We start from the raw sequence: 20,091 nt of genomic DNA on the forward strand, positions 1-20,091 counted from the left end.
TCCAGGAGAGACGTCCGATGCGCGGCAGGTGGTCGTTGGCGATTCTGGGCGTGATCCTGATCCTGGCGGGCGGTCTGCTCGCCCACTTCACCCAGACGGCGGGCGGCATCCGGATCGAGGATGTCAGGTTCAAGGGCGCCAAGGGCAACACCATGAGCGCCCTGCTCTACACCCCGCCCAGCGCCACGCCACAGATCCCAGCCCCCGGCATTCTCGCGGTCCACGGCTACATCAATTCGCGCGAAACCCAGGACGGCTTTGCGATCGAATTCGCCCGCCGCGGCTATGTGGTCCTGGCGCTGGACCAGACCGGTCATGGTTATAGCGACCCGCCCGCCTTTGCCAACGGGTTCGGCGGCCCCGACGGGCTCGCTTACCTGCGCAGCCTCGAATTCGTCGACAAGACCAATATCGGCCTTGAGGGCCACTCGATGGGCGGCTGGACGGTGCTGGCAGCGGCCACCGCTGCGCCCAACGACTACAAGTCGATGGTGCTGGAGGGGTCGTCGACCGGCAAGCCGTTCGCCGCCGAAGGCACGCCAAGCTGGCCGCGCAATGTCGCGCTGGTGTTCGCCAAATATGAGGAGTTCTCCACCCTGATGTGGGGCATCGATAAGGCCCGCGACGTCACCCAGAGCCCGAAGCTATGGGCGATGTTTGGCACCCAAGGCCCTGTGGAACCGGGCAAAGTCTATGGCGACGTCACACAAGGAACGGCGCGCGTGCTCCATACCCCCGCCATCACCCATCCGGCCGAACACATTTCCCATGAGGCCATCGGCTACAGCCTCGACTGGTTCGCCAAAACGCTACAGGGCGGCACACCGCGCCCGGTCGACGACCAGATCTGGTTCCGCAAGGAGATCGGCACGCTGGTCGCGTTGATCGGCTTCGTGGCGCTCTTGATCGGCGCCTTCGACGCGCTCCTGGAAGCCCCGATGTATTCCCGCCTGCGGCTGCCAGAAATAGCCGATGGCACCATGCCGGAGCATACCGCGGCGAGCGGCCGCCGCTGGACCGCGGCCTTCATCCTGTCGGCCTTCATCCCCGCACTGACCTATTATCCGGCGTTCGCGCTGGGCGCGACCTTCGTAAAACCGTCCGCCTTGCTGCCGCAGGGCATCACCAACCAGATCCTGGTCTGGGCCGCCACCAACGGCCTGATCGCGCTGGCGCTGATGCGCTTCGCGCCCAAACGCGCCAGCCGGCCGGGCGTCGTCCTCCAGTCGGTCGTGATCGCCATCGCCTCGGTAGCAATCGGCTATGCAGCGCTCTGGCTCGCCGACCTCGCCTTCAAGATCGACTTCCGCTTCTGGACGGTCGCGGTGAAATTGATGAGCGCGAAGCAGTTTTTGATCTTCCTGATCTATGTGGTCCCGTTCACGGCGTTTTTCGTGATCGCGCTGCATGTCCTGCACCGCAATTTCTCGACCATGGCCGCCGGCCGGGCCGCGCTCTATTTGACCAATATCCTCGCCCTGACGCTCGGCTTCATCGTGCTCGTGGGCGGGCAATACGCCGTGCTCTGGCTCACCGGAAAGCTGTTCAACCCGCTGCCCGATCCCGGCTTCGTGCCGCTCTCGACCATCGTCGCCATCCAGTTCGTGCCGCTCTTGGCGATCTGCGCCGTAATCGCGACCTTCACCTGGCGACGGACCGGCTCAAGCCTGCCGGGCGCCCTGATCTGCGGACTGTTCGTGACCTGGTACGTGGTGGCGGGCACGGCCACGCAGGCGGCGGTTTGATCCAAAAGATCGGCTGAAACTGCATAGCGGCTTGGCTTTCGCCCGCCGGTTTGCAGTGCTATAGGCCGCCTATAATCATCCCACCCCGCCCGAAATGCGCGGTTTTCCGAGAAAAGGCCCCTTCCGTCATGGCAAAAATCAAGGTGACCAACCCCGTCGTCGAACTCGATGGCGACGAGATGACCCGGATCATCTGGCAGTACATCAAGGACAAGCTGATCACCCCGTTCCTCGATGTCGAGCTTCTGTATTTTGACCTCGGAATGGAGCACCGCGACCAGACCAACGATCAGGTCACGATCGACGCCGCCAACGCCATCAAGAAGGTCGGCGTCGGCGTCAAATGCGCCACCATCACCCCCGACGAGGCCCGGGTGAAGGAATTCGGACTCAAGGAAATGTGGAAGTCGCCGAACGGCACCATCCGCAACATCCTCGGCGGCGTGATCTTCCGCGAGCCGATCATCTGCAAGAACGTGCCGCGCCTCGTTCCCGGCTGGACCAAGCCGATCATCATCGGACGCCACGCCTATGGCGACCAGTACCGCGCCACCGACTTCAAGTTCCCGGGCAAGGGCACGCTGTCGATGAAATTCGTCGGCGAGGACGGTACCGTCATCGAAAAAGAAGTGTTCAAGGCTCCCGGCGCCGGCGTCGCGATGGAAATGTACAATCTCGACGATTCCATCATCGACTTCGCCCGCGCCTCGCTGAACTACGGCCTGCTCCGCGGCTACCCGGTCTATCTCTCGACCAAGAACACCATCCTGAAAGTCTATGATGGCCGCTTCAAGGACATCTTCCAGGACATTTACGACCGCGAATTCAAGAAGGAGTTCGAGGCCAAGCGGCTCACTTATGAACACCGCCTGATCGACGACATGGTCGCGTCCGCCCTGAAATGGTCCGGCGGCTATGTCTGGGCCTGCAAGAACTACGACGGCGACGTGCAATCCGACACGGTGGCGCAAGGCTACGGCTCGCTCGGCCTGATGACCTCGGTGCTGCTGACGCCCGACGGCAAGACCGTCGAAGCCGAAGCCGCCCACGGCACGGTGACCCGGCACTATCGCGAGCACCAGAAGGGCAAGGAGACCTCGACCAACTCGATCGCCTCGATCTTCGCCTGGACCCGCGGCCTGTCGCATCGCGCCAAGCTCGACAACAACCCGCAGCTCGCAAAATTCGCCGACACGCTGGAAAAGGTCTGTGTGCAGACGGTCGAAGACGGCTACATGACCAAGGACCTCGCGCTCCTGGTCGGCGCCGACCAGCGCTGGCTGTCGACCACCGGCTTCATCGACAAGGTCGCCGCCAATCTTGAGAAGGCGATGGCGGCATAATTGGCTGACGATGGTGTTGGTCCTTCGGGGCCAACACCGTGGATTTGCGATGCCGATTGTCCGAAACACCGCTCTCGCTCTGCTTTTGTCATCGGCGACGCTTTTGAGCGTGCATGCCAAGACGCCGCTTCCCGACGCAATCGCGGCGCCGGGAGAAAAGACGGTGCTCACGCTCCACGCCGAAGGCGCGCAGGTCTACGAATGCAAGGCCGGCAGCGACGGCAAACTGGCCTGGGCGTTCCGTGAACCGATCGCGACCTTGTTGCTCGACGGCAAGACCGTGGGCCGCCACTACACCGGCCCGAACTGGGAACACATCGACAGCAGCGCCGTCGTCGGCAAGGCGGTCGGCAATGCGCCCGGCGCTACGGCGAACGACATCCCCTGGCTCAAGCTGGAGGTGACGTCGGGCCGCGGCACCGGCATCCTCTCGGGCGTCACCACCGTGCAGCGGATCAACACGGCCGGCGGCAAGCTCGAAGGCGATTGCGACAAGGCAGGGACCTATTGCAACGTGCCCTACTCCGCGGACTACGTGTTCCTGCGCAAAGGCTGAACGCATCTCCATCATGGCCGGGACACGTGGCGCGAAGACGCGCTTCGCGCTCTTGCCCCGATATAGCGACCTTCGAACGAACTAGGGTGCGCACTGACAAATCGAGCTTAATTGCAACCTCAATCGAGGTCCGCTAGTGCTCGACCAAATTCCGCAGCGCGGTGAGATAACGCGATGTGCCAACTGGGCAACGTCGCAGGCTCGTCCTCATATGAACGAGGCCGCCAACCGAGGCGGCCTTCGGGGTGACAGGGTTGCGGGGCGGTCCGAGCGATGCCGGTCCACTCTGCACACCAAAAATTGGCGACCTTTACAAGCGGCCTCTGCAAGTCTCGCGATACCTGCGGCAGTTTCCTTCGCCTCGTTCGCCCAACTCGTTCTTGTAGAGGCAGGCTTGTCTCAATTCGGCGCACACATCCCTGCGAACCGGTCTTTGGCAGGTCTCCCGGTATCTGCGGCAATTTCCTTCACCCCGCTCCCCTAGCGCGTCCTTGTTTTCACAAGCACGCCGCAATTGCTCGCATTGCCCTCCTCGACCGTCGTACACTCGGACGCCTCCCGGTCCAACCTCAATGGATTGGGAGAAGGCCGAGATCGGAAATACGAAAAGAGCGGTTGCCGCTGCGGCGACGAACGCATAGTTGCGCATTGCTTTCGACATCGTGTGAACCTCCTGTTGATATATGCCGGTGAATAGAGAGGCCGCTTCGACGACCTCTCACTTTTCGATGCGAGCGGACGGAGCGGGCGTTACGCTTCTCGCCGCCATCACCTTCCGTTCGCGCAGACCTTCATGGTCTTCATCCCGGTTTCAGCTGCCGTGCGCGACTTGAACACCTTGCCGTCGCCAACAACGACAGTGGTGGCGGTGGTCGGCTTCTTGTCCACGATGGAGCATTTCTTCGTGGAGGTATCTTGCACAACATAAAACTCCGCCTGAGCGTAGGCAGCGCCGGTCATGATTGCTATGGCTGCAGCCGAGATAAGAAACTTCTCCATATGGCTCCTCCATTTTGTCCCTGCGTAGAGCCCTGAGCGGCTGGAGTAGCTTGCGCAGCTGGGAACTACGTCTCTGGGCTCACTAGCTTTTAGTTCCTGGGTGGAGACCTTAACGGGTTGATATGAACGCGGCCGGAACGGGCAATTCAGAGGCTGTTTATTTCGAGCTTACCGCCCACCGATGCGCTGTGTTCGTGGTGACGCGAGGGGCTGTCGACTCTTAGCCAACGATGCGTCTGCACACAGTGCCGTGCACGAGGACATTTTCATCGCATTTGGCATGGCTGCGACAGCGGCCGGCTAAGGGCCGGGGTTCCGCGAAGGCCGCCAGAATCCCGTATCCGACGCGAAAGGCTGGGTGCGGTGGTGACATCGCTGGCCATCACGAAAGCAGTCTACGAGCACAACCGGTTTGCGATGCGCTCGTTTAAGCCGCCTTAATGCCGCCGCCAGACTTGAGCGCGCGTTACAACAATTGCCGCATGCTTTACCGCTTTCTTTGTCGCGGCGTCGCCATCCATGCACGGGCAGACGGCGATTGTAGCGGCTACCGGGCCCGGTACGGCCTGAGCGCCACTCCGCACGTTGTGACGTCTGTCCAGGTCCACAATCAATATCGCTTCGCGCTGCCGCTAACCCATCGCTACCTTGTCGCCCCCGTGCTCGCGTTGGTCGAGCCACATCGTGCCGAGCGCGAACGCCAGCCAGCCGAAATTGTAGGCAAAGCCAACCATCAGAACGACCCAGCCGGGAATCGGTCCGACTGCGGCGCGCTCGACAAATTCCGCCAAGCTTGACGCAGGCGTCGGATGGATCGCTATCTTGCCGTAATAGGCAATCACCTGGACGGCGAGAATCCAGACGTAGTTGCGACGCAGCCGCCGTCCAGCCGCGCGGGCAAACGAAATGTGATGACGGGGCGCGGTGTAGTCGCGCCCGAGCACCGCCTGCCAGCTATCGTCGCGGGCCTCACCGGTGAACATTGGCGCGTAGAAGTTCGTCTCCATCCACCGGGCTCGGGCGCGCCACACATTAAAGTAGCGATAGCGCCGCGCCTCCATGCCGAGAAACACGGCAATGAGCAGGCCTACGAGCAGGAGTGGTAGCGGTGAGGCCTCCGGGCTCGAAAAGGTCGTTGACAGGGCGATGCCCATTGTGACGATCGCCCAGTTGGTCGTGTTGTCGAGCCGCGTTCTCCAGATCGTCGAACGGTAGACTTCGCCCCGGTAGAGATGCGCGATGGCGCCCATTTCAGCAGAATTGAAGCTGCGTTGGCGGTGTGTTTCGCTGGAAACCGTAAGAGACATGGCGGGACTCCGGTTGTCCGAACCGCGGATCACAGCGTTGACCGAGAGTCCATATCATCAACGCCGATGAACCTATCCGGAATTGTGACCCCGCAACTATGCTCGCCCTGGGGCCGAATTGCCAGCAACCGGTCGCGCAATAGAACGGTGCACCGCAGTATCGCGACCTGGCGTCCGCACTGGGTCGCCCGGTCGTGGCTACAATGATGACGACGTCGCGCAACCCGACGGACCGCGGCGTTTCTGCATCGCGCTCCAATTTTGCAAGCTGTTCATTCAATCGCGCGAGCTGCTCATCCGCGGGCATGCGGCATTTGTCCGCGCCTACGCCCCGGCCATGGCCTGTTCGATCGCCGACAGCGCCGCGTTGGCCCTGGCGCCGTCGGGCCCGCCGGCCTGCGCCATATCGGGCCGGCCGCCGCCGCCCTTGCCGCCGAGCGCTTCGGACGCGACCTTGACGAGATCGACAGCGCTGAAGCGCGAGGTGAGATCGGGCGTGACTCCGACCACCACGCCGGCCTTGCCATCGTCACCGACATTGATGATCGCGACCACGCCTGACCCAAGCTGCTTCTTACCAGCGTCGGCGAGGCTTTTCAGATCCTTCATCTCGATGCCCGAAACGCTTCTCGCCATCAGCTTGACGCCTTGGACTTCACGGAAATCATCCTCGGTGCGATGCGAACCGGAAACGCTCGCGCCGCCGCCCATCGCGAGTTTCTTGCGCGCATCCGACAGATCGCGCTCCAGCTTCTTGCGCTCTTCCATCAGCGCCGCGATCCGCGAGGGCATATCGTCGACCGACGTGCGCAGTTCCAGTGCCGCGGTCCGTGCAATCGCCATCGTGTCATTGGCGTGCTTGCGCGCATGACGCCCGGTCAGCGCCTCGATGCGGCGGACGCCTGAGGCCACCGCGCTTTCGCCGGTCACCGAAATCAGGCCGATGTCGCCGGTGCGGCGCACATGGGTGCCGCCGCACAATTCGACCGACCAGCCGAGCGCGTTCTGACCGTGGGCGCGGGCCTGCTTGCCCATCGAGACCACGCGGACTTCGTCGCCGTATTTCTCCCCGAACAGCGCACGCGCGCCGGCTTCGCGGGCATCGTCGACCGCCATCAGCCGCGTCGTGACCTCGTCGTTTTCGAGCACCACCTCGTTCGCAATGTCTTCGACGCGGGCGAGCTCTTCCGCCGTGATCGGCTTTGGATGCACGAAGTCGAAGCGCAGACGGTCGGGCGCAACGAGCGAGCCGCGCTGGGCGATGTGGTCGCCGAGCACCTGGCGCAGCGCTTCGTGCAACAGATGCGTCGCCGAGTGATGGGCGCGGATCGATGACCGGCGTGCGTGATCGACCTCGAGCTGCAAGGCAGCGCCGACCTTCAGCGTACCCTGCTCCACCGTGCCGATGTGCACGAAGAGATCGCCGGCCTTCTTCTGGGTATCGGTGACGCGGAACTTGATGCCCTCTCCCGTCAACAGGCCGGTATCGCCGACCTGACCGCCGGACTCCGCATAAAATGGCGTCTGGTTCAGCACGATCGCGCCGCTCTCGCCGGCTTTGAGGCTGTCGGCATCCTTGCCGTTCTTGACCAGCGCCGTCACCACGCCTTCGGCGCTCTCGGTGTCGTAGCCGAGGAACTCGGTCGCGCCGAGCTTCTCACGCAGCGGGAACCAGACGGTCTCGCTGGCGCTATCGCCCGAGCCGGACCAGGATGCGCGCGCCTTCTCGCGCTGGCGCTCCATCGCGTCTGAAAACGCCGCCTGGTCAACGCTGATGCCGCGCGATTTCAGCGCGTCCTGCGTCAGATCGAGCGGGAAGCCATAGGTGTCGTACAGCGTGAACGCGGTGTCGCCGTCGAACATGTCGCCTTGCTTCAGGCCCGCGCTCTTTTCGTCGAGGATCGAAAGCCCGCGCTCCAGCGTCTTGCGGAAGCGTGTCTCTTCCAGGCGCAGCGTTTCCTCGATCAGCTTTTCGGCGCGCACCAGCTCCGGATAGGCTTGGCCCATTTCGCGCACCAGCGCCCAGACCAGGCGATGCATCAAGGGCTCGCGCGCGCCGAGCAGCTGCGCGTGGCGCATCGCGCGTCGCATGATCCGGCGCAGCACATAGCCGCGGCCTTCGTTCGACGGCAGCACGCCGTCGGAGATCAGGAACGACGACGCGCGCAGGTGGTCGGCGATCACGCGCAGCGAGGCCTTCTGCGGCCCTTGCGGGTCGGCGCCGGTCAAATCCGAGATTGCCCGGATCAGCGCGACGAACAGATCGATGTCGTAATTGTCATGCACGCCCTGCAGCACGGCCGCGACGCGCTCGAGACCCGCGCCGGTATCGATCGAGGGTTTTGGCAGCGGATTGCGCACGCCGCCTTCGAGCTGCTCGAACTGCATGAACACGAGATTCCAGATCTCGATGAAGCGGTCGCCGTCCTGCTCCGCCGAGCCGGGAGGGCCGCCCCAGATCTTGTCGCCGTGGTCGTAGAAGATTTCCGAGCACGGGCCGCACGGGCCGGTGTCGCCCATCTGCCAGAAATTGTCGGAGCCGGCGATGCGGATGATGCGCGACTCCGGGAGACCCGCAATCTTCTTCCAGAGATTGAACGCCTCGTCGTCGTCGATATAGACGGTCGCGGTCAGCTTGTCCTTCGGCAGGCCGAATTCCTTGGTGACGAGGTTCCAGGCGAGCTCGATCGCGCGATCCTTGAAGTAATCGCCGAACGAGAAATTGCCGAGCATCTCGAAAAACGTGTGATGCCGCGCGGTGTAGCCGACATTATCGAGGTCGTTGTGCTTGCCGCCGGCGCGAACGCATTTCTGCGAGGTGGTGGCGCGCTGGTAGGGCCGCTTCTCGACGCCGGTAAAGACGTTCTTGAACTGCACCATGCCGGCATTGGTAAACATCAAGGTCGGGTCGTTGCGCGGCACGAGCGGCGACGACGGCACGATCTCGTGACCGTTCTCCGCAAAGAAATCCAGAAATTTCGACCTGATCTCGTTGACGCCGCTCATGTTCATCCAATCGGAAATGGGCCGGGTCGGGCTGCAACTGGCCCTTAACCTTCCGGCGGAACGCTTTTAGACAAGGCGGCCTGCGGTGTCCAGAAACTGTGCAGGCGGATCATAGGCTTGCCGCAGCACACAAGATGGGCGCGCACATCCCGTTGATAATGCTGCGGTCGCGTTGACAGGCTTGGCAGGCCTGTGTTTCCCTCTTATCTGTAAGACGTCACGTCGGGAGAGATCGGCTTAAGCGCCGGCGCCGAAGGAGCAACCGCCCCGGAAACTCTCAGGCAAACGGACCGCGTGACAGATAGCATCTGGAAAGAGACGCCGAAGGCATTGGCCAAGGGGCGTCCGCCGACGGGATAATACTCTCAGGCACAGCGACAGATGGGGCTTTCTTTGGGTTCTTCGGGGGCTGGTCCCCGGAACCCGCTGAGGGCCTTAACGATGCTGGTACGCGACGAATCTCCCCTAAAACGCACCCCATTGCACGCGCTTCATGTGGCGCGCGGCGGCAAGATGGTTCCGTTTGCGGGCTACGAGATGCCGGTGCAATACCCGGCCGGCGTCCTCAAGGAGCATCTGCATACGCGAAGCGCCGCCGGCCTGTTCGACGTCTCACATATGGGTCAGCTCGCGCTGCAGGCGAAATCCGGCAAGTTCGAGGATGCGGCGCTGGCACTGGAGCGGCTGGTGCCGCAGGACATCGTGGCGGTGCCGCCGGGACGGCAGCGCTACGCGCAGTTCACCAAGGACGACGGCGGCATTCTCGACGATCTGATGGTGGCGAATTTCGGCGATCACCTGTTTCTGGTCGTCAATGCCGCCTGCAAGACCGAGGACGAGGCGCATCTGCGCGCGCATCTCTCCGAGACCTGCGTCATCGATTCGCTTAGCCAGCGCGCGCTGATCGCGCTGCAGGGGCCGAAAGCGGAATCGGCGCTGGCGAAACTTTGTGCAGGCGTGTCGGCGATGCGGTTCATGGATAGCGGCCCCCGCCAGGTCGCCGGCTTCGACTGCTTCGTCTCTCGCTCTGGCTATACCGGCGAGGACGGGTTTGAGATTTCGGTTCCGGCCGAACATGCCGAGGCGCTGGTGACGGCGCTGCTCGATAACGCCGATGTGCTGCCGATCGGATTGGGCGCGCGCGACAGCCTGCGGCTGGAGGCCGGCCTCTGTCTCTATGGTCACGACATCGACACCACGACGACGCCGGTCGAGGGGGCGCTCGAATGGTCGGTGCAGAAAAGCCGTCGTGCCGGCGGCGCCCGCGCGGGTGGATTCCCCGGCGCTGAAAAAATCCTCTCTCAGTTTGAAAAAGGCGCCTCGCGCCGCCGCGTCGGCTTGCGCGCGCAGGGCCGTGCGCCGGTGCGCGAAGGTGCGCCTCTGTTCGTAGATTCCGCTTCGAGCGAGGCGATCGGAAAGGTCACGTCAGGCGGCTTCGGCCCGAGCCTCAATACGCCGCTGGCAATGGGTTACCTGCCGACCGCGCTCGCGGAGAATGGCACGCAGGTGTTTGCCGAAGTGCGCGGCCAGCGCCTGCCGCTGCAGGTTGCAGCCATGCCTTTCGTTCCCAACACTTACAAACGCTGAACTTGCAAACGCTAAAGGAAGTTTCATGACGACGTTGTTCACATCAGACCACGAATGGCTCCGCATCGACGGCGATGTCGCTACCATCGGCGTCACCGACTACGCGCAGTCGCAGCTCGGCGACGTCGTGTTCGTCGAACTGCCCAAAGTCGGCCGCACGCTGAAGAAGGCCGAGGCCGCTGCGGTGGTGGAATCGGTCAAGGCCGCCTCCGACGTCTACGCGCCGATCTCCGGCGAGGTGATCGAAGTCAACGAAGCGCTCGCCGCCGAACCCGCGCTGGTGAATTCCGACGCCGGCGGCAAGGCCTGGTTCTTCAAGCTGAAGATTGCGGACAAGAGCGAGCTCGGCGGCCTGATGGATGAGGCCGCGTACGAGGCCCATACGGCTTGAGATGATGAAGCGACCGGCAATCTCATACTCGCTGTCATCGTCCGCGAAGGCGGACGATCCAGTATGCCGGGAATTCTCGATTCAATCGCTACGGCGTACTGGATACCCGCTTTCGCGGAGTATGACGACCAGTGCGGGGCATGACGACGAATAACGAGGACATACCCATGAATGCGCCGCTCAAGACCACCGCCGCAGCCGCCACCGATTTCGTGCGGCGGCACATCGGCCCCTCGCCCAGCGACATCGCCGCGATGCTGGAGAGCGTCGGCGCGAAAAGCCTCACCGAGCTGATGAGCCAGACGCTACCCTCCTCGATCCGGCAGAAGACGCCGCTCGATCTCGGCCCCCCGCTGACCGAAACCGAGGCGCTGGCGCATATGCGGGAGCTGGCGTCGCAAAACCAGGTGTTCACCTCGCTGATCGGCCAAGGCTATTCCGGCACCATTTTGCCCACGGTGATCCAGCGCAACATTTTGGAGAATCCGGCCTGGTACACCGCCTATACGCCGTATCAGCCGGAGATCAGCCAGGGCCGGCTCGAGGCGCTGTTCAATTTCCAGACCATGATTTGCGACCTCACCGGTCTCGACGTTGCCAATGCTTCCCTCCTCGATGAAGGCACCGCCGCGGCGGAGGCGATGGCGCTGGCCGAGCGCGCCTCGCAGGTGAAGACAAAATCGTTTTTCGTCGATGCGGAAGTGCATCCGCAAACGCTCGCGGTGCTGCGCACCCGCGCCGAGCCGTTGGGCTGGAATCTGATCGTCGGCGATCCTCTCGCCGATCTCGAAGGCACCGATGTGTTCGGTGGCCTGCTGCAATATCCGGGTACATCCGGCGCGGTGCGCGACCTGCGGCCGGCGATCTCGGCGCTGCGCGCGAAGGGCGCGCTCGCCGTCACCGCCGCCGATCTGCTGGCGCTGACGCTGATTGCCTCGCCCGGCGAACTCGGCGCGGACATCGCCATCGGCTCGGCGCAGCGTTTTGGCGTGCCGATGGGCTATGGCGGCCCGCACGCGGCCTATATGTCGGTGCGCGATGCGCACAAGCGCTCGCTGCCCGGCCGCATCGTCGGGCTGTCGGTGGATTCGCGGGGAGCGCCTGCCTACCGTCTGGCGCTGCAGACCCGCGAGCAGCACATCCGCCGCGAAAAGGCCACTTCCAATATCTGCACCGCGCAGGTGCTGCTGGCGGTGATCGCCTCGATGTACGCGGTCTACCACGGCCCAGAGGGGCTGACACACATCGCGCGCATCATCCACCGCCGCGCAGCGGTACTGGCGGCGGGACTGACAAGACTCGGCTTTGCGCCGACGTCGCCGGCGTTTTTCGATACGATCACGGTCGCAGCCGGCCCCAAGCAGAGCGAGATCGTTGCGCGGGCGCTCGCTGAGAAGATCAATCTACGCATCGGAGACGGCGCACTCGGCATCGCGGTGGACGAGACCACCACGCCCGCAACGATTGAGGCGGTGTGGCGCGCGTTCGGCGGCAAGCTGTCCTATGCGGATGTCGAACTTGGCGCGCGCGAAACGTTGCCCGCCGAACTGAAGCGCGACAGCGCCTTCCTCGTCCATCCCGTGTTTCATACGCACCGCTCCGAGACCGAGCTGTTGCGCTACATGCGCAAGCTCAGCGATCGCGACCTCGCGCTCGATCGCGCCATGATCCCGCTCGGCTCCTGCACCATGAAGCTGAACGCGACCACGGAGATGATCCCGCTGACCTGGCCCGAGTTCGGCAGCCTGCATCCGTTCGCTCCATCAGAACAGGCGGCCGGCTATCACGCGCTGTTCAAGCGGCTCGAACAGTGGCTGTGCGAAATCACTGGCTACGACGCGATCTCGCTGCAGCCGAATTCCGGCGCGCAGGGCGAATATGCCGGACTGCTCGCGATCCGCGCTTATCACACGGCCCGCGGCGAGCCGCATCGCAAGGTGTGTCTGATCCCCTCCTCCGCGCACGGTACCAATCCGGCCTCCGCCCACATGGCTGGCATGGAGGTGGTGGTGACCGCCTGCGACAGCAGAGGTGATGTCGACGTCGACGATCTCCGCGCCAAGGCCGAGAAGCATTCGAAAAATCTCGCCGCCGTGATGATCACCTATCCCTCGACGCACGGCGTATTCGAAGAGCACATCACGGAGATCTGCGACATCGTGCACAGCCATGGCGGCCAGGTCTATCTCGACGGCGCCAACATGAATGCGCAGGTGGGGCTGTCGCGGCCCGGCGATTACGGCGCCGACGTCTCGCATCTCAATCTGCATAAGACCTTCTGCATCCCGCATGGCGGCGGCGGCCCGGGCATGGGACCGATCGGCGTCAAGGCGCATCTCGCCGCCTATTTGCCCGGCCATCCCTCAACTGACGGCGCGGTGCCGGCTTCCGTCGGGCCGGTATCGGCGGCGCCGTTCAGCTCGGCTTCGATCCTGACCATCTCCTACGTCTACATCCTGATGATGGGTGGCGAAGGCCTGAGGCGCGCCACTGAGATCGCGATCCTCAACGCCAACTACATCGCAGGCCGCCTCGATCCGCATTTCCCGGTGCTCTACAGGAACGCCAAGGGACGTGTCGCGCATGAGTGCATCGTCGATCCGCGTCCGCTGAAGACGACGAGCGGCGTCACCGTCGATGATATCGCAAAGCGCCTGATCGATTACGGCTTCCACGCCCCGACCATGAGTTTTCCGGTGCCGGGCACGCTGATGATCGAGCCGACCGAATCGGAATCCAAGGCGGAGCTGGACCGCTTCTGCGACGCCATGATCGCGATCAGGAGCGAGATCACGGAGATCGAGATCGGCCGCTGGAAGGTCGAAGCCTCGCCGCTCCGCCACGCCCCGCACACCGTGCACGACATTGTTGATGACGGGTGGAACCGTGCCTATAGCCGCGCCACGGGTTGTTTCCCCGATGGCGTCTCGCGCACCGACAAATATTGGAGCCCGGTCGGCCGCGTCGACAACGTCTATGGCGACCGCAACCTGGTGTGCTCGTGCCCGCCGGTGGCGGATTACGCCCAGGCGGCGGAGTAGCTTCGTAGGATGGGTGGAGCGGAAGCGATACCCATCGCGCCGCATCTGCGGTGATAGGCGCGATGGGTTTCGCGGGGTTTATCATCGGTCCGGCCAAATGCCGGACCCGGGGGCTCTACCCATTCTACGATCACAGTCGCGCCGCTACGGCGCGACAAGCGCCGGATCCGAGCGCCACAAATTATCGTTGGTGAGCCTGGCGCCGCCCCACCAACGGTCGATCGGGTTGTGACGGCTGAAGTCCTCCTTGCGGGCAAGAACAGCCCTGCCGAACTCGGTGATCGACAGCTCGCTTCGCAGGTAAGCCGTATGCCGGTCCGGCAAATTCTTGCGGTCGAGCGTGCGCAGTTCCTCGGCGAGGCCTGCCACTTGGTGAATTCCGGGATCGGCCAGCCGATCATGATCAGAGGCTTCATCGCACCCACCCACCCACACCAGCAAACAAAACGGGCGCTGAGAACGTCGGCAACTCAACGTCCGCAGCGCCCGTCCGTCACTTCAGGCCTTAACCCCTGAAGCACTTCTAAAACTTATTCGTCGTCCGCCGGCTCCTCGCCGTCAGCGTCGCGCTCGGCGGGCCCGGCTAAGATCTGCTCGGCGATCAGGCCGGAGTTCTGGCGGATCGCCATCTCGATCTTGGCGGTCATGTCCGGGTTGGCCTTGAGGAAGGCCTTTGCGTTCTCGCGCCCCTGGCCGAGCCGCTGGCTGTCATAGGAGAACCAGGCGCCGGATTTTTCGACAATGCCGGCCTTGACGCCGAGGTCGAGGATTTCGCCCATCTTGGAGACGCCCTCGCCATACATGATATCGAACTCGACCTGCTTGAAGGGCGGCGCCAGCTTGTTCTTCACCACCTTGACGCGGGTGGTGTTGCCGACCACTTCGTCGCGCTCCTTGATCGCGCCGATGCGGCGGATATCGAGACGAACGGAGGCGTAAAATTTCAGCGCATTGCCGCCGGTCGTCGTTTCCGGCGAGCCGTACATCACGCCGATCTTCATGCGGATCTGGTTGATGAAGATCACCATGGTGTTGGACTTGTTGATCGAGGCGGTGAGCTTGCGCAGCGCCTGGCTCATCAGCCGCGCCTGCAGGCCTGGCAGCGCATCGCCCATCTCGCCCTCGAGTTCGGCCTTCGGCACCAAGGCCGCCACCGAATCGACCACCAGCACGTCGATCGCGCCGGAGCGCACCAGCGTGTCGCAGATTTCCAGCGCCTGCTCGCCGGTATCGGGCTGCGAGATCAGGAGCTCGTCGATGTTGACGCCGAGTTTTCGCGCATAGACCGGATCGAGCGCGTGTTCGGCGTCGATGAAGGCGCAGATACCGCCCTTCTTCTGCCCTTCCGCCACTGTGTGCAGAGCCAGCGTGGTCTTGCCGGAGGATTCCGGCCCGTAGATTTCCACCACCCGCCCCTTCGGCAGCCCGCCGACGCCAAGCGCGATGTCGAGCCCGAGCGAGCCGGAGGACACCGTCTCGACATCCATCGAGCGATCGTTCTTGCCCAGCTTCATCACCGAGCCCTTGCCGAACTGGCGCTCGATCTGGGAGAGCGCGGCGGACAGGGCCTTGGTCTTATCCATGGAGGATCCTTCAACGATACGCAGGGCAGTAGCGGACATAATACGTGCTCCTTATGGCGGGGATTCGCGAGCGGGAAAACGGCGGTGAGCGGCTTTGGGATTCGATTTCGTCTAGGAAGCTATGTACCACCTTTGTTCTATGTTCGCAATATGTTCTTTTCGAGCGTCCGGGTACTGGCCTGTTTCCGACCTCCGTGGCTTAGTTTGATTTTTGCAGTGGCCTAATCTGACGGCAACGATTTCGGCGATGCCTCGTTGGGCACTTGTTAACGAAGGCCACTGCCAGTGCCCCGCTACTATTTCGATATCCGCGAGGGGGACGACGTCACCCCTGATGACGAAGGCTTGGAGCTCACCACAATTGAGGCCGTGCAGGTGGAGGCCGCCCACTCACTGGCGGACATGATGCGCGATGCGGTCCGCACGCGCCGCCAAGGTGTGGGTCACCGGATGGCAATCGAGGTTCGGAACGAGAAAGGGCCAGTCCTAATGGTCTTGTGCACGTTCGAGGTTAAACGGCACAGGCATTAAGGCCGCCTCAGTTGGCGGCCTCTTCTTCGTCATCCCCTGGCAAATCGAGATTTGCTAGAATGGCCTTGAGCAACTTGCGAGCACCTTTGGCATCGACATTTGCAATCGCCTGCAAGCGGTCGCCATCCATCGTCACTTTGAGAAACGGCCCCAGCTCGGGGACATCTGAGGCCGTTCTAGGTCGGAGCGCTCAGTCGGCGGAACGCACCCGACTACACCAAGGGGCGCACTCTGCTTTTATTCCAATCAAAGGACTCTGCGAGTGGCCTTTGAACCTTTGCACGACGTGCGCAGACATACCCTTGCTGGGGGATTGCAATGCCCAGCTACGCAACACCGCCACTGAGCAATATTCAGCTCGGTGGCGTTGTCGTTTTCACAGTGGCTCACTTTGAATCTGCGAGTGGCCTATTTCTGCCAGTACCGAGTGTCCTACTTAGCCAGCACTGCGAGATGGGTGCTGGTCCCTTTCCGTCCCCAGCCAAAGTTAGCGGTCACTTTTGATTTTGGAGGGTGGTCCCCTTTTATATTCGAACCAATTTATCCCCGCCTGGTTAACATTGCCCGTACCCCGGAGAGGAACGGCAATGAAATGGGCCTTAGTGGTCGTCGGTGTAACGATGCTCGGCAATCCGGCATTGGCCGACCCGTGGAAAGATGAAAGCGGTAAGGGCCGCTGGGGCTATGATCGCGGCGGCTACTATGGTCGCAGCTACAACGAAGCACGCGAGTACAAGCAGGAGTTTTACCGAGGCCCCTGCAAGATCAAACGCAAATGGGAGCGCAACGGCGAGTATAAAGAAGAGACAAAGTGCAAGGGCTACCGTTAGCGCCCAAGAGGCCGCTTCTGTTTGCCGGCCTGCCGAAAAGCCTCGCCCGCGCAAATTGAAAGGGCCGCCTCTCGGCGGCCCCCAGCCGGTACAAATTGGTTCGGAATGAAAAGCAGCCCCGGCGACAGCCAGCATAATTATCCATATGCACTTTTGGAGTCCGTAACACCACGGTGTTCCCATACCGGAACTTCGGGAATCTCCGATCTCCATCTCCACGGTGCGCCCCGACGGGAATGGCCCCGCTCCTCGCCTTTGCTGCGCGGACAACCCCAGAACTATGCAAGCGTCCGGAGCTGACCCGGCACGCAGGCTTTGCGTATTCCGGCCTGTGACCGGTCGACATCTCCTGTTCACATGCCCACGGCTGGGCACGAAGGTACAGCATTGGCTTCCGGCGAGCTCGCCGGAGGACGAGCCCAATTCGCATGTGTCCGTGGTCTGCCTCGCCTGCACCCGGCTTCATTTCATCCATACGAAACCGGGAAGCTTTGGGCGAGGATTGACGGCACCGCCCTGCCGGTGGGGCTGGCACCTTCGCCGCCCCCGCTCGAACAAGGCCGACCGCACGATCGGCGCAAGCGCACCGCCTTAAGTACACTTTTGTACTTTTCTTCGGAACGGATTTCGCCGCAGTGCGTAATCGCATCGGGTGCGACAAAGGGTAGTGACGGGGAACCAGAACTGTGCCGGGCAAGAAATATCTCACGGAACAAGCGGCGACCTTTCTCAAATTCGCAATGGCCACAACGGATCCGGACGTCGCGGCGGGCTTTCTCGACAAGGCCGCCGACCTTTCGGCCAGGAGTGAAGAGGCGCCCGACGCCAGCCCCCGGGCGCCTGATGTAGAGCAGCCGGAAAGCTAGCTCTCGCGATGAGGCCGCCGAACGGGCGGCCTCATCGTTATCGAGGGCAAATCGAGACGCGGGTGACGTCGCTTACAATTTTATCCGTGCTTGCAGTTCCATCTGAACCCTCCGTCAAGGCACTGCACGCTATGCCTAGCGGCATGCAGATACACATGACCGCCCCTGTGAGCGTCGCTGCCTACGAACCCATCCTGCTGCTGCTTCAACAGCATGGCGCTTATCTCCTCACACGGTTGTTGAACCTCAGCCGCACGCCAGAGCCCTCAAGGGTCCCGCAGCCCGTCCGGCCGGACGCGCCGTCGAGAACCCATCTTCCACCGCGGCAGCCTTATCCATCGCGCCAGGAATAGCGGCCGGGCTCTGGCATCCCGGGCGGCCACGCCGGCGAGGTAGGACCGGAATGGAGTCCGCCGAGGCGCGCGGTCGGCGACGCCGAGCCAAACGACCCCGCCGCATGGGACCATCCAGCGAGGTCGCTGACGACGCGGGAAAATCTAGAGGCTCCCCGTCCTCGCGAGCAGATACGTCCCCGCAAGCCCCCGTTTCAGCGTGCAAATCGCCCGGCAAATTTGTCTCGGGCGCGTTGAACCTTTTTCATGTCGCCCCGACAAATTTCTTGCCTGGGATATTGCATCACTCGGGGAATAGGCCTGCGCCGCCAAGCGACCATACTCCGCTTGCGCGGCGCAGTGCTTTTGCCCGCGGTGGAAAATGGGCTCGGCAAGGGAATTCGGCCACGCGCAATGGGGGTTGAAACCCAATGGGAAGGGAGCGGATTTCGGCCGGGCGCGTCGCGGCGAAGGCATTGTCAGCAGCTGGAACATGGAACTTTGCGGTTCCACTCCCGTTATTGCAGTAGATGCGGGAGGTTTCCATGAACCACAAAGGCTTAGAATATACGCTCGCCAGACCGGGAACCCCGGGATCTGGAAGTGGCAATTTCGGATCGGCGATCTCGTCAGGTCGGGCAAGACCGACGCGAGGCTAGCGCTGTTGGCGATGCGCCGCGTCCAATTGAGGATTGATCGCGAGCTGAAGCATGCGGCACGCCAAGTGACGCCCTGATTGGGGTCCGCGCGAACACCCCGATCCCTCCCGCTCCTACCGGCGGTCCAACCGGCGCACGATCGCCTCTCGTAGTTGCATTGATTAATTGTTACAATTTTAAGTAAGAAGTCTGGATTTGGCGCGGTCGGGAGCCGCAGCGGGATTTTATATGATCCACAAGGGCGTTGAATACACCGTGACGGCGGTCGCTCCGGGCATCTGGAAATGGCAATTCCGCATCGGCGACAGGGTCGTTACAGGCAAGACCGAAGCCAAGCTCAATCTGCTTGCCATCCGGCGGGTCCAACTTCGGATTGATCGGGAGCTGAAAAAAGCCGAACGGGAATAATCCGTTCCCCGGCGTCGTCCGCTGACCTTCCAGGGAAGTTCTCAGCAACTACATCAGGTTAGAGCTAAACGGTAACCGGGTTTATGTGCCCGGCGACGTGCTTGGGCCCGTAAAAACCCGGAGTTGATCTTTCGAAAGGCGAGGAATCCACTCTCGGGGGATAGGGATTTCGGGGCCAACGGCGGCCCATTTTATTGTTGGTCAGCTTGCCATGCCGATCTTTTTCTTCAGCGTTCGACATGGCGAGGATGCATGCGTCAGCAATGACGGTGCGGAATTTGTCGATCACAACGCGGCGTGGAAAGAAATGACCGGGGTCTGCGGCGACATGATCGCGGATGTTTCCCGAAAACTGGCTGAAAATGCCGAGTGGCAGATGGAATTGCTGGATGAATCCAAAACGCCGGTATTCCGGATTCGCCTCGTAGCCGAGACCCTGCAGGGTACCGATTAAACAATCGGTAGATTAGTCAGCGTGCGCCTTCCGGGAAGCAGTATCGGATTCACTTGGCGGCGCGACGCCTTGGCGTAGCTCCCGGGCAGAGATGAAGCGGACGCCAACCAGCTCGCCCCTGCGCCAGATCAGCGTGCATACCCGCCGCACCTCGCCACCCGCCGTGAGCGAAAGGCCGAACACCTTCGGAACCGCGAGGTCGCCCACGTCCAGACATGCTCCGTTCTCGGAAATGTCGAGGATGTAGCACTTGATCCAGGCCGCATCGGGCGCCGGAATCAGGAACCCCGGCTTGCGCAAGTCGACCCGAACGAACTTGCGGGCACCGAGGTCTTTGCGGTCTCTCGCCATGATTTCTCCTGTCCGTCGAAATACTAGGCGGAACACCTAAATACCGGGTTATCGGAATTCGGCAAAAATCGGAGAGTCGATATTGATTTCGGCGGGGTGGAA

General features: G+C 62.5%; 18 protein-coding genes and 1 riboswitch. Of the genes, 11 read left to right on the top strand and 7 right to left on the bottom strand.

All coding sequences use genetic code 11. From position 1 onward, the window contains the following. Window positions 1-17: 17 nt before the first annotated feature. From HCN58_RS05260 to HCN58_RS05270, 3 genes are all read left to right on the top strand, one after another. A complete protein-coding gene (locus tag HCN58_RS05260; protein WP_235983389.1) occupies window positions 18-1,745 on the top strand; it encodes an alpha/beta hydrolase family protein in 1,728 nt (575 codons plus the stop codon). Between the two features lie 128 nt (window positions 1,746-1,873). After that, complete coding sequence (locus tag HCN58_RS05265) at window positions 1,874-3,088, top strand: NADP-dependent isocitrate dehydrogenase (RefSeq protein WP_171578287.1); 1,215 nt, start codon at window positions 1,874-1,876, stop codon at window positions 3,086-3,088. A gap of 49 nt (window positions 3,089-3,137) precedes the next feature. Beyond that, complete coding sequence (locus tag HCN58_RS05270) at window positions 3,138-3,644, top strand: DUF3455 domain-containing protein (protein ID WP_171578289.1); 507 nt, start codon at window positions 3,138-3,140, stop codon at window positions 3,642-3,644. A gap of 768 nt (window positions 3,645-4,412) precedes the next feature. On the opposite strand, the gene HCN58_RS05275 is transcribed toward HCN58_RS05270, so the two are convergent. From HCN58_RS05275 to alaS, 3 genes are all read right to left on the bottom strand, one after another. Beyond that, window positions 4,413-4,643 carry a hypothetical protein gene (locus HCN58_RS05275; protein ID WP_171578290.1) on the bottom strand — a complete coding sequence of 77 codons (231 nt, stop codon included), beginning with the start codon at window positions 4,641-4,643 and terminating at the stop codon, window positions 4,413-4,415. Between the two features lie 632 nt (window positions 4,644-5,275). Beyond that, window positions 5,276-5,950, bottom strand: a complete 675-nt coding sequence (locus HCN58_RS05280; protein ID WP_235983391.1) for a DUF2270 domain-containing protein — start codon at window positions 5,948-5,950, stop codon at window positions 5,276-5,278. A gap of 324 nt (window positions 5,951-6,274) precedes the next feature. Then, window positions 6,275-8,956: an alanine--tRNA ligase gene (gene alaS, locus HCN58_RS05285; protein ID WP_171578291.1), complete on the bottom strand. Its 2,682-nt coding sequence runs from the start codon at window positions 8,954-8,956 to the stop codon at window positions 6,275-6,277. 212 nt (window positions 8,957-9,168) lie between these two features. Next, a riboswitch (glycine riboswitch) is annotated at window positions 9,169-9,259 on the top strand. A gap of 138 nt (window positions 9,260-9,397) precedes the next feature. Here alaS and gcvT point away from each other — a divergent pair. From gcvT to gcvP, 3 genes are all read left to right on the top strand, one after another. Continuing rightward, the gene (gene gcvT / locus HCN58_RS05290; protein ID WP_171578292.1) at window positions 9,398-10,543 is read left to right on the top strand and encodes a glycine cleavage system aminomethyltransferase GcvT; all 1,146 of its coding nucleotides are present in this window, start codon (window positions 9,398-9,400) and stop codon (window positions 10,541-10,543) included. A gap of 25 nt (window positions 10,544-10,568) precedes the next feature. After that, entirely contained in the window at window positions 10,569-10,934 is a 366-nt protein-coding gene (gene gcvH, locus HCN58_RS05295) for a glycine cleavage system protein GcvH (protein ID WP_171578293.1), read from the top strand. Window positions 10,935-11,101: 167 nt separating this feature from the next. Beyond that, entirely contained in the window at window positions 11,102-13,975 is a 2,874-nt protein-coding gene (gene gcvP, locus HCN58_RS05300; protein WP_171578294.1) for an aminomethyl-transferring glycine dehydrogenase, read from the top strand. A 144-nt stretch (window positions 13,976-14,119) separates the two neighbouring features. Here the strand turns inward: gcvP and HCN58_RS05305 are convergent, their stop codons facing one another. Both HCN58_RS05305 and recA read right to left on the bottom strand, forming a co-directional pair. Then, the gene (locus tag HCN58_RS05305) at window positions 14,120-14,344 is read right to left on the bottom strand and encodes a hypothetical protein (RefSeq protein ID WP_311966774.1); all 225 of its coding nucleotides are present in this window, start codon (window positions 14,342-14,344) and stop codon (window positions 14,120-14,122) included. Between the two features lie 161 nt (window positions 14,345-14,505). Then, window positions 14,506-15,597 (bottom strand): recombinase RecA, encoded by a 1,092-nt coding sequence (recA, locus tag HCN58_RS05310; protein WP_171578296.1) that lies wholly within the window; start codon window positions 15,595-15,597, stop codon window positions 14,506-14,508. 246 nt (window positions 15,598-15,843) lie between these two features. Between recA and HCN58_RS37360 the strand changes: the two genes are divergently transcribed. After that, complete coding sequence (locus HCN58_RS37360) at window positions 15,844-16,089, top strand: DUF6894 family protein (RefSeq protein ID WP_376701148.1); 246 nt, start codon at window positions 15,844-15,846, stop codon at window positions 16,087-16,089. Window positions 16,090-16,096: 7 nt separating this feature from the next. Here HCN58_RS37360 and HCN58_RS36715 read toward each other — a convergent pair whose 3' ends face one another. Further along, window positions 16,097-16,219: a hypothetical protein gene (locus HCN58_RS36715; RefSeq protein WP_283814532.1), complete on the bottom strand. Its 123-nt coding sequence runs from the start codon at window positions 16,217-16,219 to the stop codon at window positions 16,097-16,099. A gap of 457 nt (window positions 16,220-16,676) precedes the next feature. Between HCN58_RS36715 and HCN58_RS05315 the strand changes: the two genes are divergently transcribed. The 4 genes from HCN58_RS05315 to HCN58_RS05330 all read left to right on the top strand — a co-directional run bounded on the left by HCN58_RS05315 (window position 16,677) and on the right by HCN58_RS05330 (window position 19,638). Beyond that, window positions 16,677-16,919, top strand: coding sequence for a hypothetical protein (locus HCN58_RS05315; protein WP_171578298.1), 243 nt, complete (start codon window positions 16,677-16,679; stop codon window positions 16,917-16,919). Between the two features lie 686 nt (window positions 16,920-17,605). Beyond that, a complete protein-coding gene (locus HCN58_RS05320) occupies window positions 17,606-17,785 on the top strand; it encodes a hypothetical protein (protein WP_171578300.1) in 180 nt (59 codons plus the stop codon). 1,219 nt (window positions 17,786-19,004) lie between these two features. Then, entirely contained in the window at window positions 19,005-19,184 is a 180-nt protein-coding gene (locus HCN58_RS05325; protein WP_057846810.1) for a hypothetical protein, read from the top strand. A gap of 211 nt (window positions 19,185-19,395) precedes the next feature. After that, window positions 19,396-19,638 (top strand): DUF6894 family protein, encoded by a 243-nt coding sequence (locus HCN58_RS05330; protein WP_171578302.1) that lies wholly within the window; start codon window positions 19,396-19,398, stop codon window positions 19,636-19,638. Between the two features lie 12 nt (window positions 19,639-19,650). On the opposite strand, the gene HCN58_RS05335 is transcribed toward HCN58_RS05330, so the two are convergent. Further along, window positions 19,651-19,989, bottom strand: coding sequence for a PilZ domain-containing protein (locus HCN58_RS05335; RefSeq protein WP_171578304.1), 339 nt, complete (start codon window positions 19,987-19,989; stop codon window positions 19,651-19,653). Window positions 19,990-20,091: the final 102 nt, after the last annotated feature.

Source organism: Bradyrhizobium australiense, from assembly GCF_013114825.1.
GTDB lineage: Bacteria > Pseudomonadota > Alphaproteobacteria > Rhizobiales > Xanthobacteraceae > Bradyrhizobium > Bradyrhizobium australiense.

Coding starts and splice junctions, on each gene's coding strand:
- gcvP (WP_171578294.1), top strand. CDS start 11,102: ATGAATGCGCCGCTCAAGACCACCGCCGCAGCCGCCACCGATTTCGTG.
- HCN58_RS05280 (WP_235983391.1), bottom strand. CDS start 5,950: ATGTCTCTTACGGTTTCCAGCGAAACACACCGCCAACGCAGCTTCAAT.
- HCN58_RS05335 (WP_171578304.1), bottom strand. CDS start 19,989: ATGGCGAGAGACCGCAAAGACCTCGGTGCCCGCAAGTTCGTTCGGGTC.
- HCN58_RS05265 (WP_171578287.1), top strand. CDS start 1,874: ATGGCAAAAATCAAGGTGACCAACCCCGTCGTCGAACTCGATGGCGAC.
- HCN58_RS05315 (WP_171578298.1), top strand. CDS start 16,677: ATGAAATGGGCCTTAGTGGTCGTCGGTGTAACGATGCTCGGCAATCCG.
- HCN58_RS05260 (WP_235983389.1), top strand. CDS start 18: ATGCGCGGCAGGTGGTCGTTGGCGATTCTGGGCGTGATCCTGATCCTG.
- HCN58_RS05270 (WP_171578289.1), top strand. CDS start 3,138: ATGCCGATTGTCCGAAACACCGCTCTCGCTCTGCTTTTGTCATCGGCG.
- HCN58_RS05330 (WP_171578302.1), top strand. CDS start 19,396: ATGCCGATCTTTTTCTTCAGCGTTCGACATGGCGAGGATGCATGCGTC.
- HCN58_RS05275 (WP_171578290.1), bottom strand. CDS start 4,643: ATGGAGAAGTTTCTTATCTCGGCTGCAGCCATAGCAATCATGACCGGC.
- alaS (WP_171578291.1), bottom strand. CDS start 8,956: ATGAGCGGCGTCAACGAGATCAGGTCGAAATTTCTGGATTTCTTTGCG.
- recA (WP_171578296.1), bottom strand. CDS start 15,597: ATGTCCGCTACTGCCCTGCGTATCGTTGAAGGATCCTCCATGGATAAG.
- HCN58_RS05325 (WP_057846810.1), top strand. CDS start 19,005: ATGATCCACAAGGGCGTTGAATACACCGTGACGGCGGTCGCTCCGGGC.
- gcvT (WP_171578292.1), top strand. CDS start 9,398: ATGCTGGTACGCGACGAATCTCCCCTAAAACGCACCCCATTGCACGCG.
- gcvH (WP_171578293.1), top strand. CDS start 10,569: ATGACGACGTTGTTCACATCAGACCACGAATGGCTCCGCATCGACGGC.
- HCN58_RS36715 (WP_283814532.1), bottom strand. CDS start 16,219: ATGGATGGCGACCGCTTGCAGGCGATTGCAAATGTCGATGCCAAAGGT.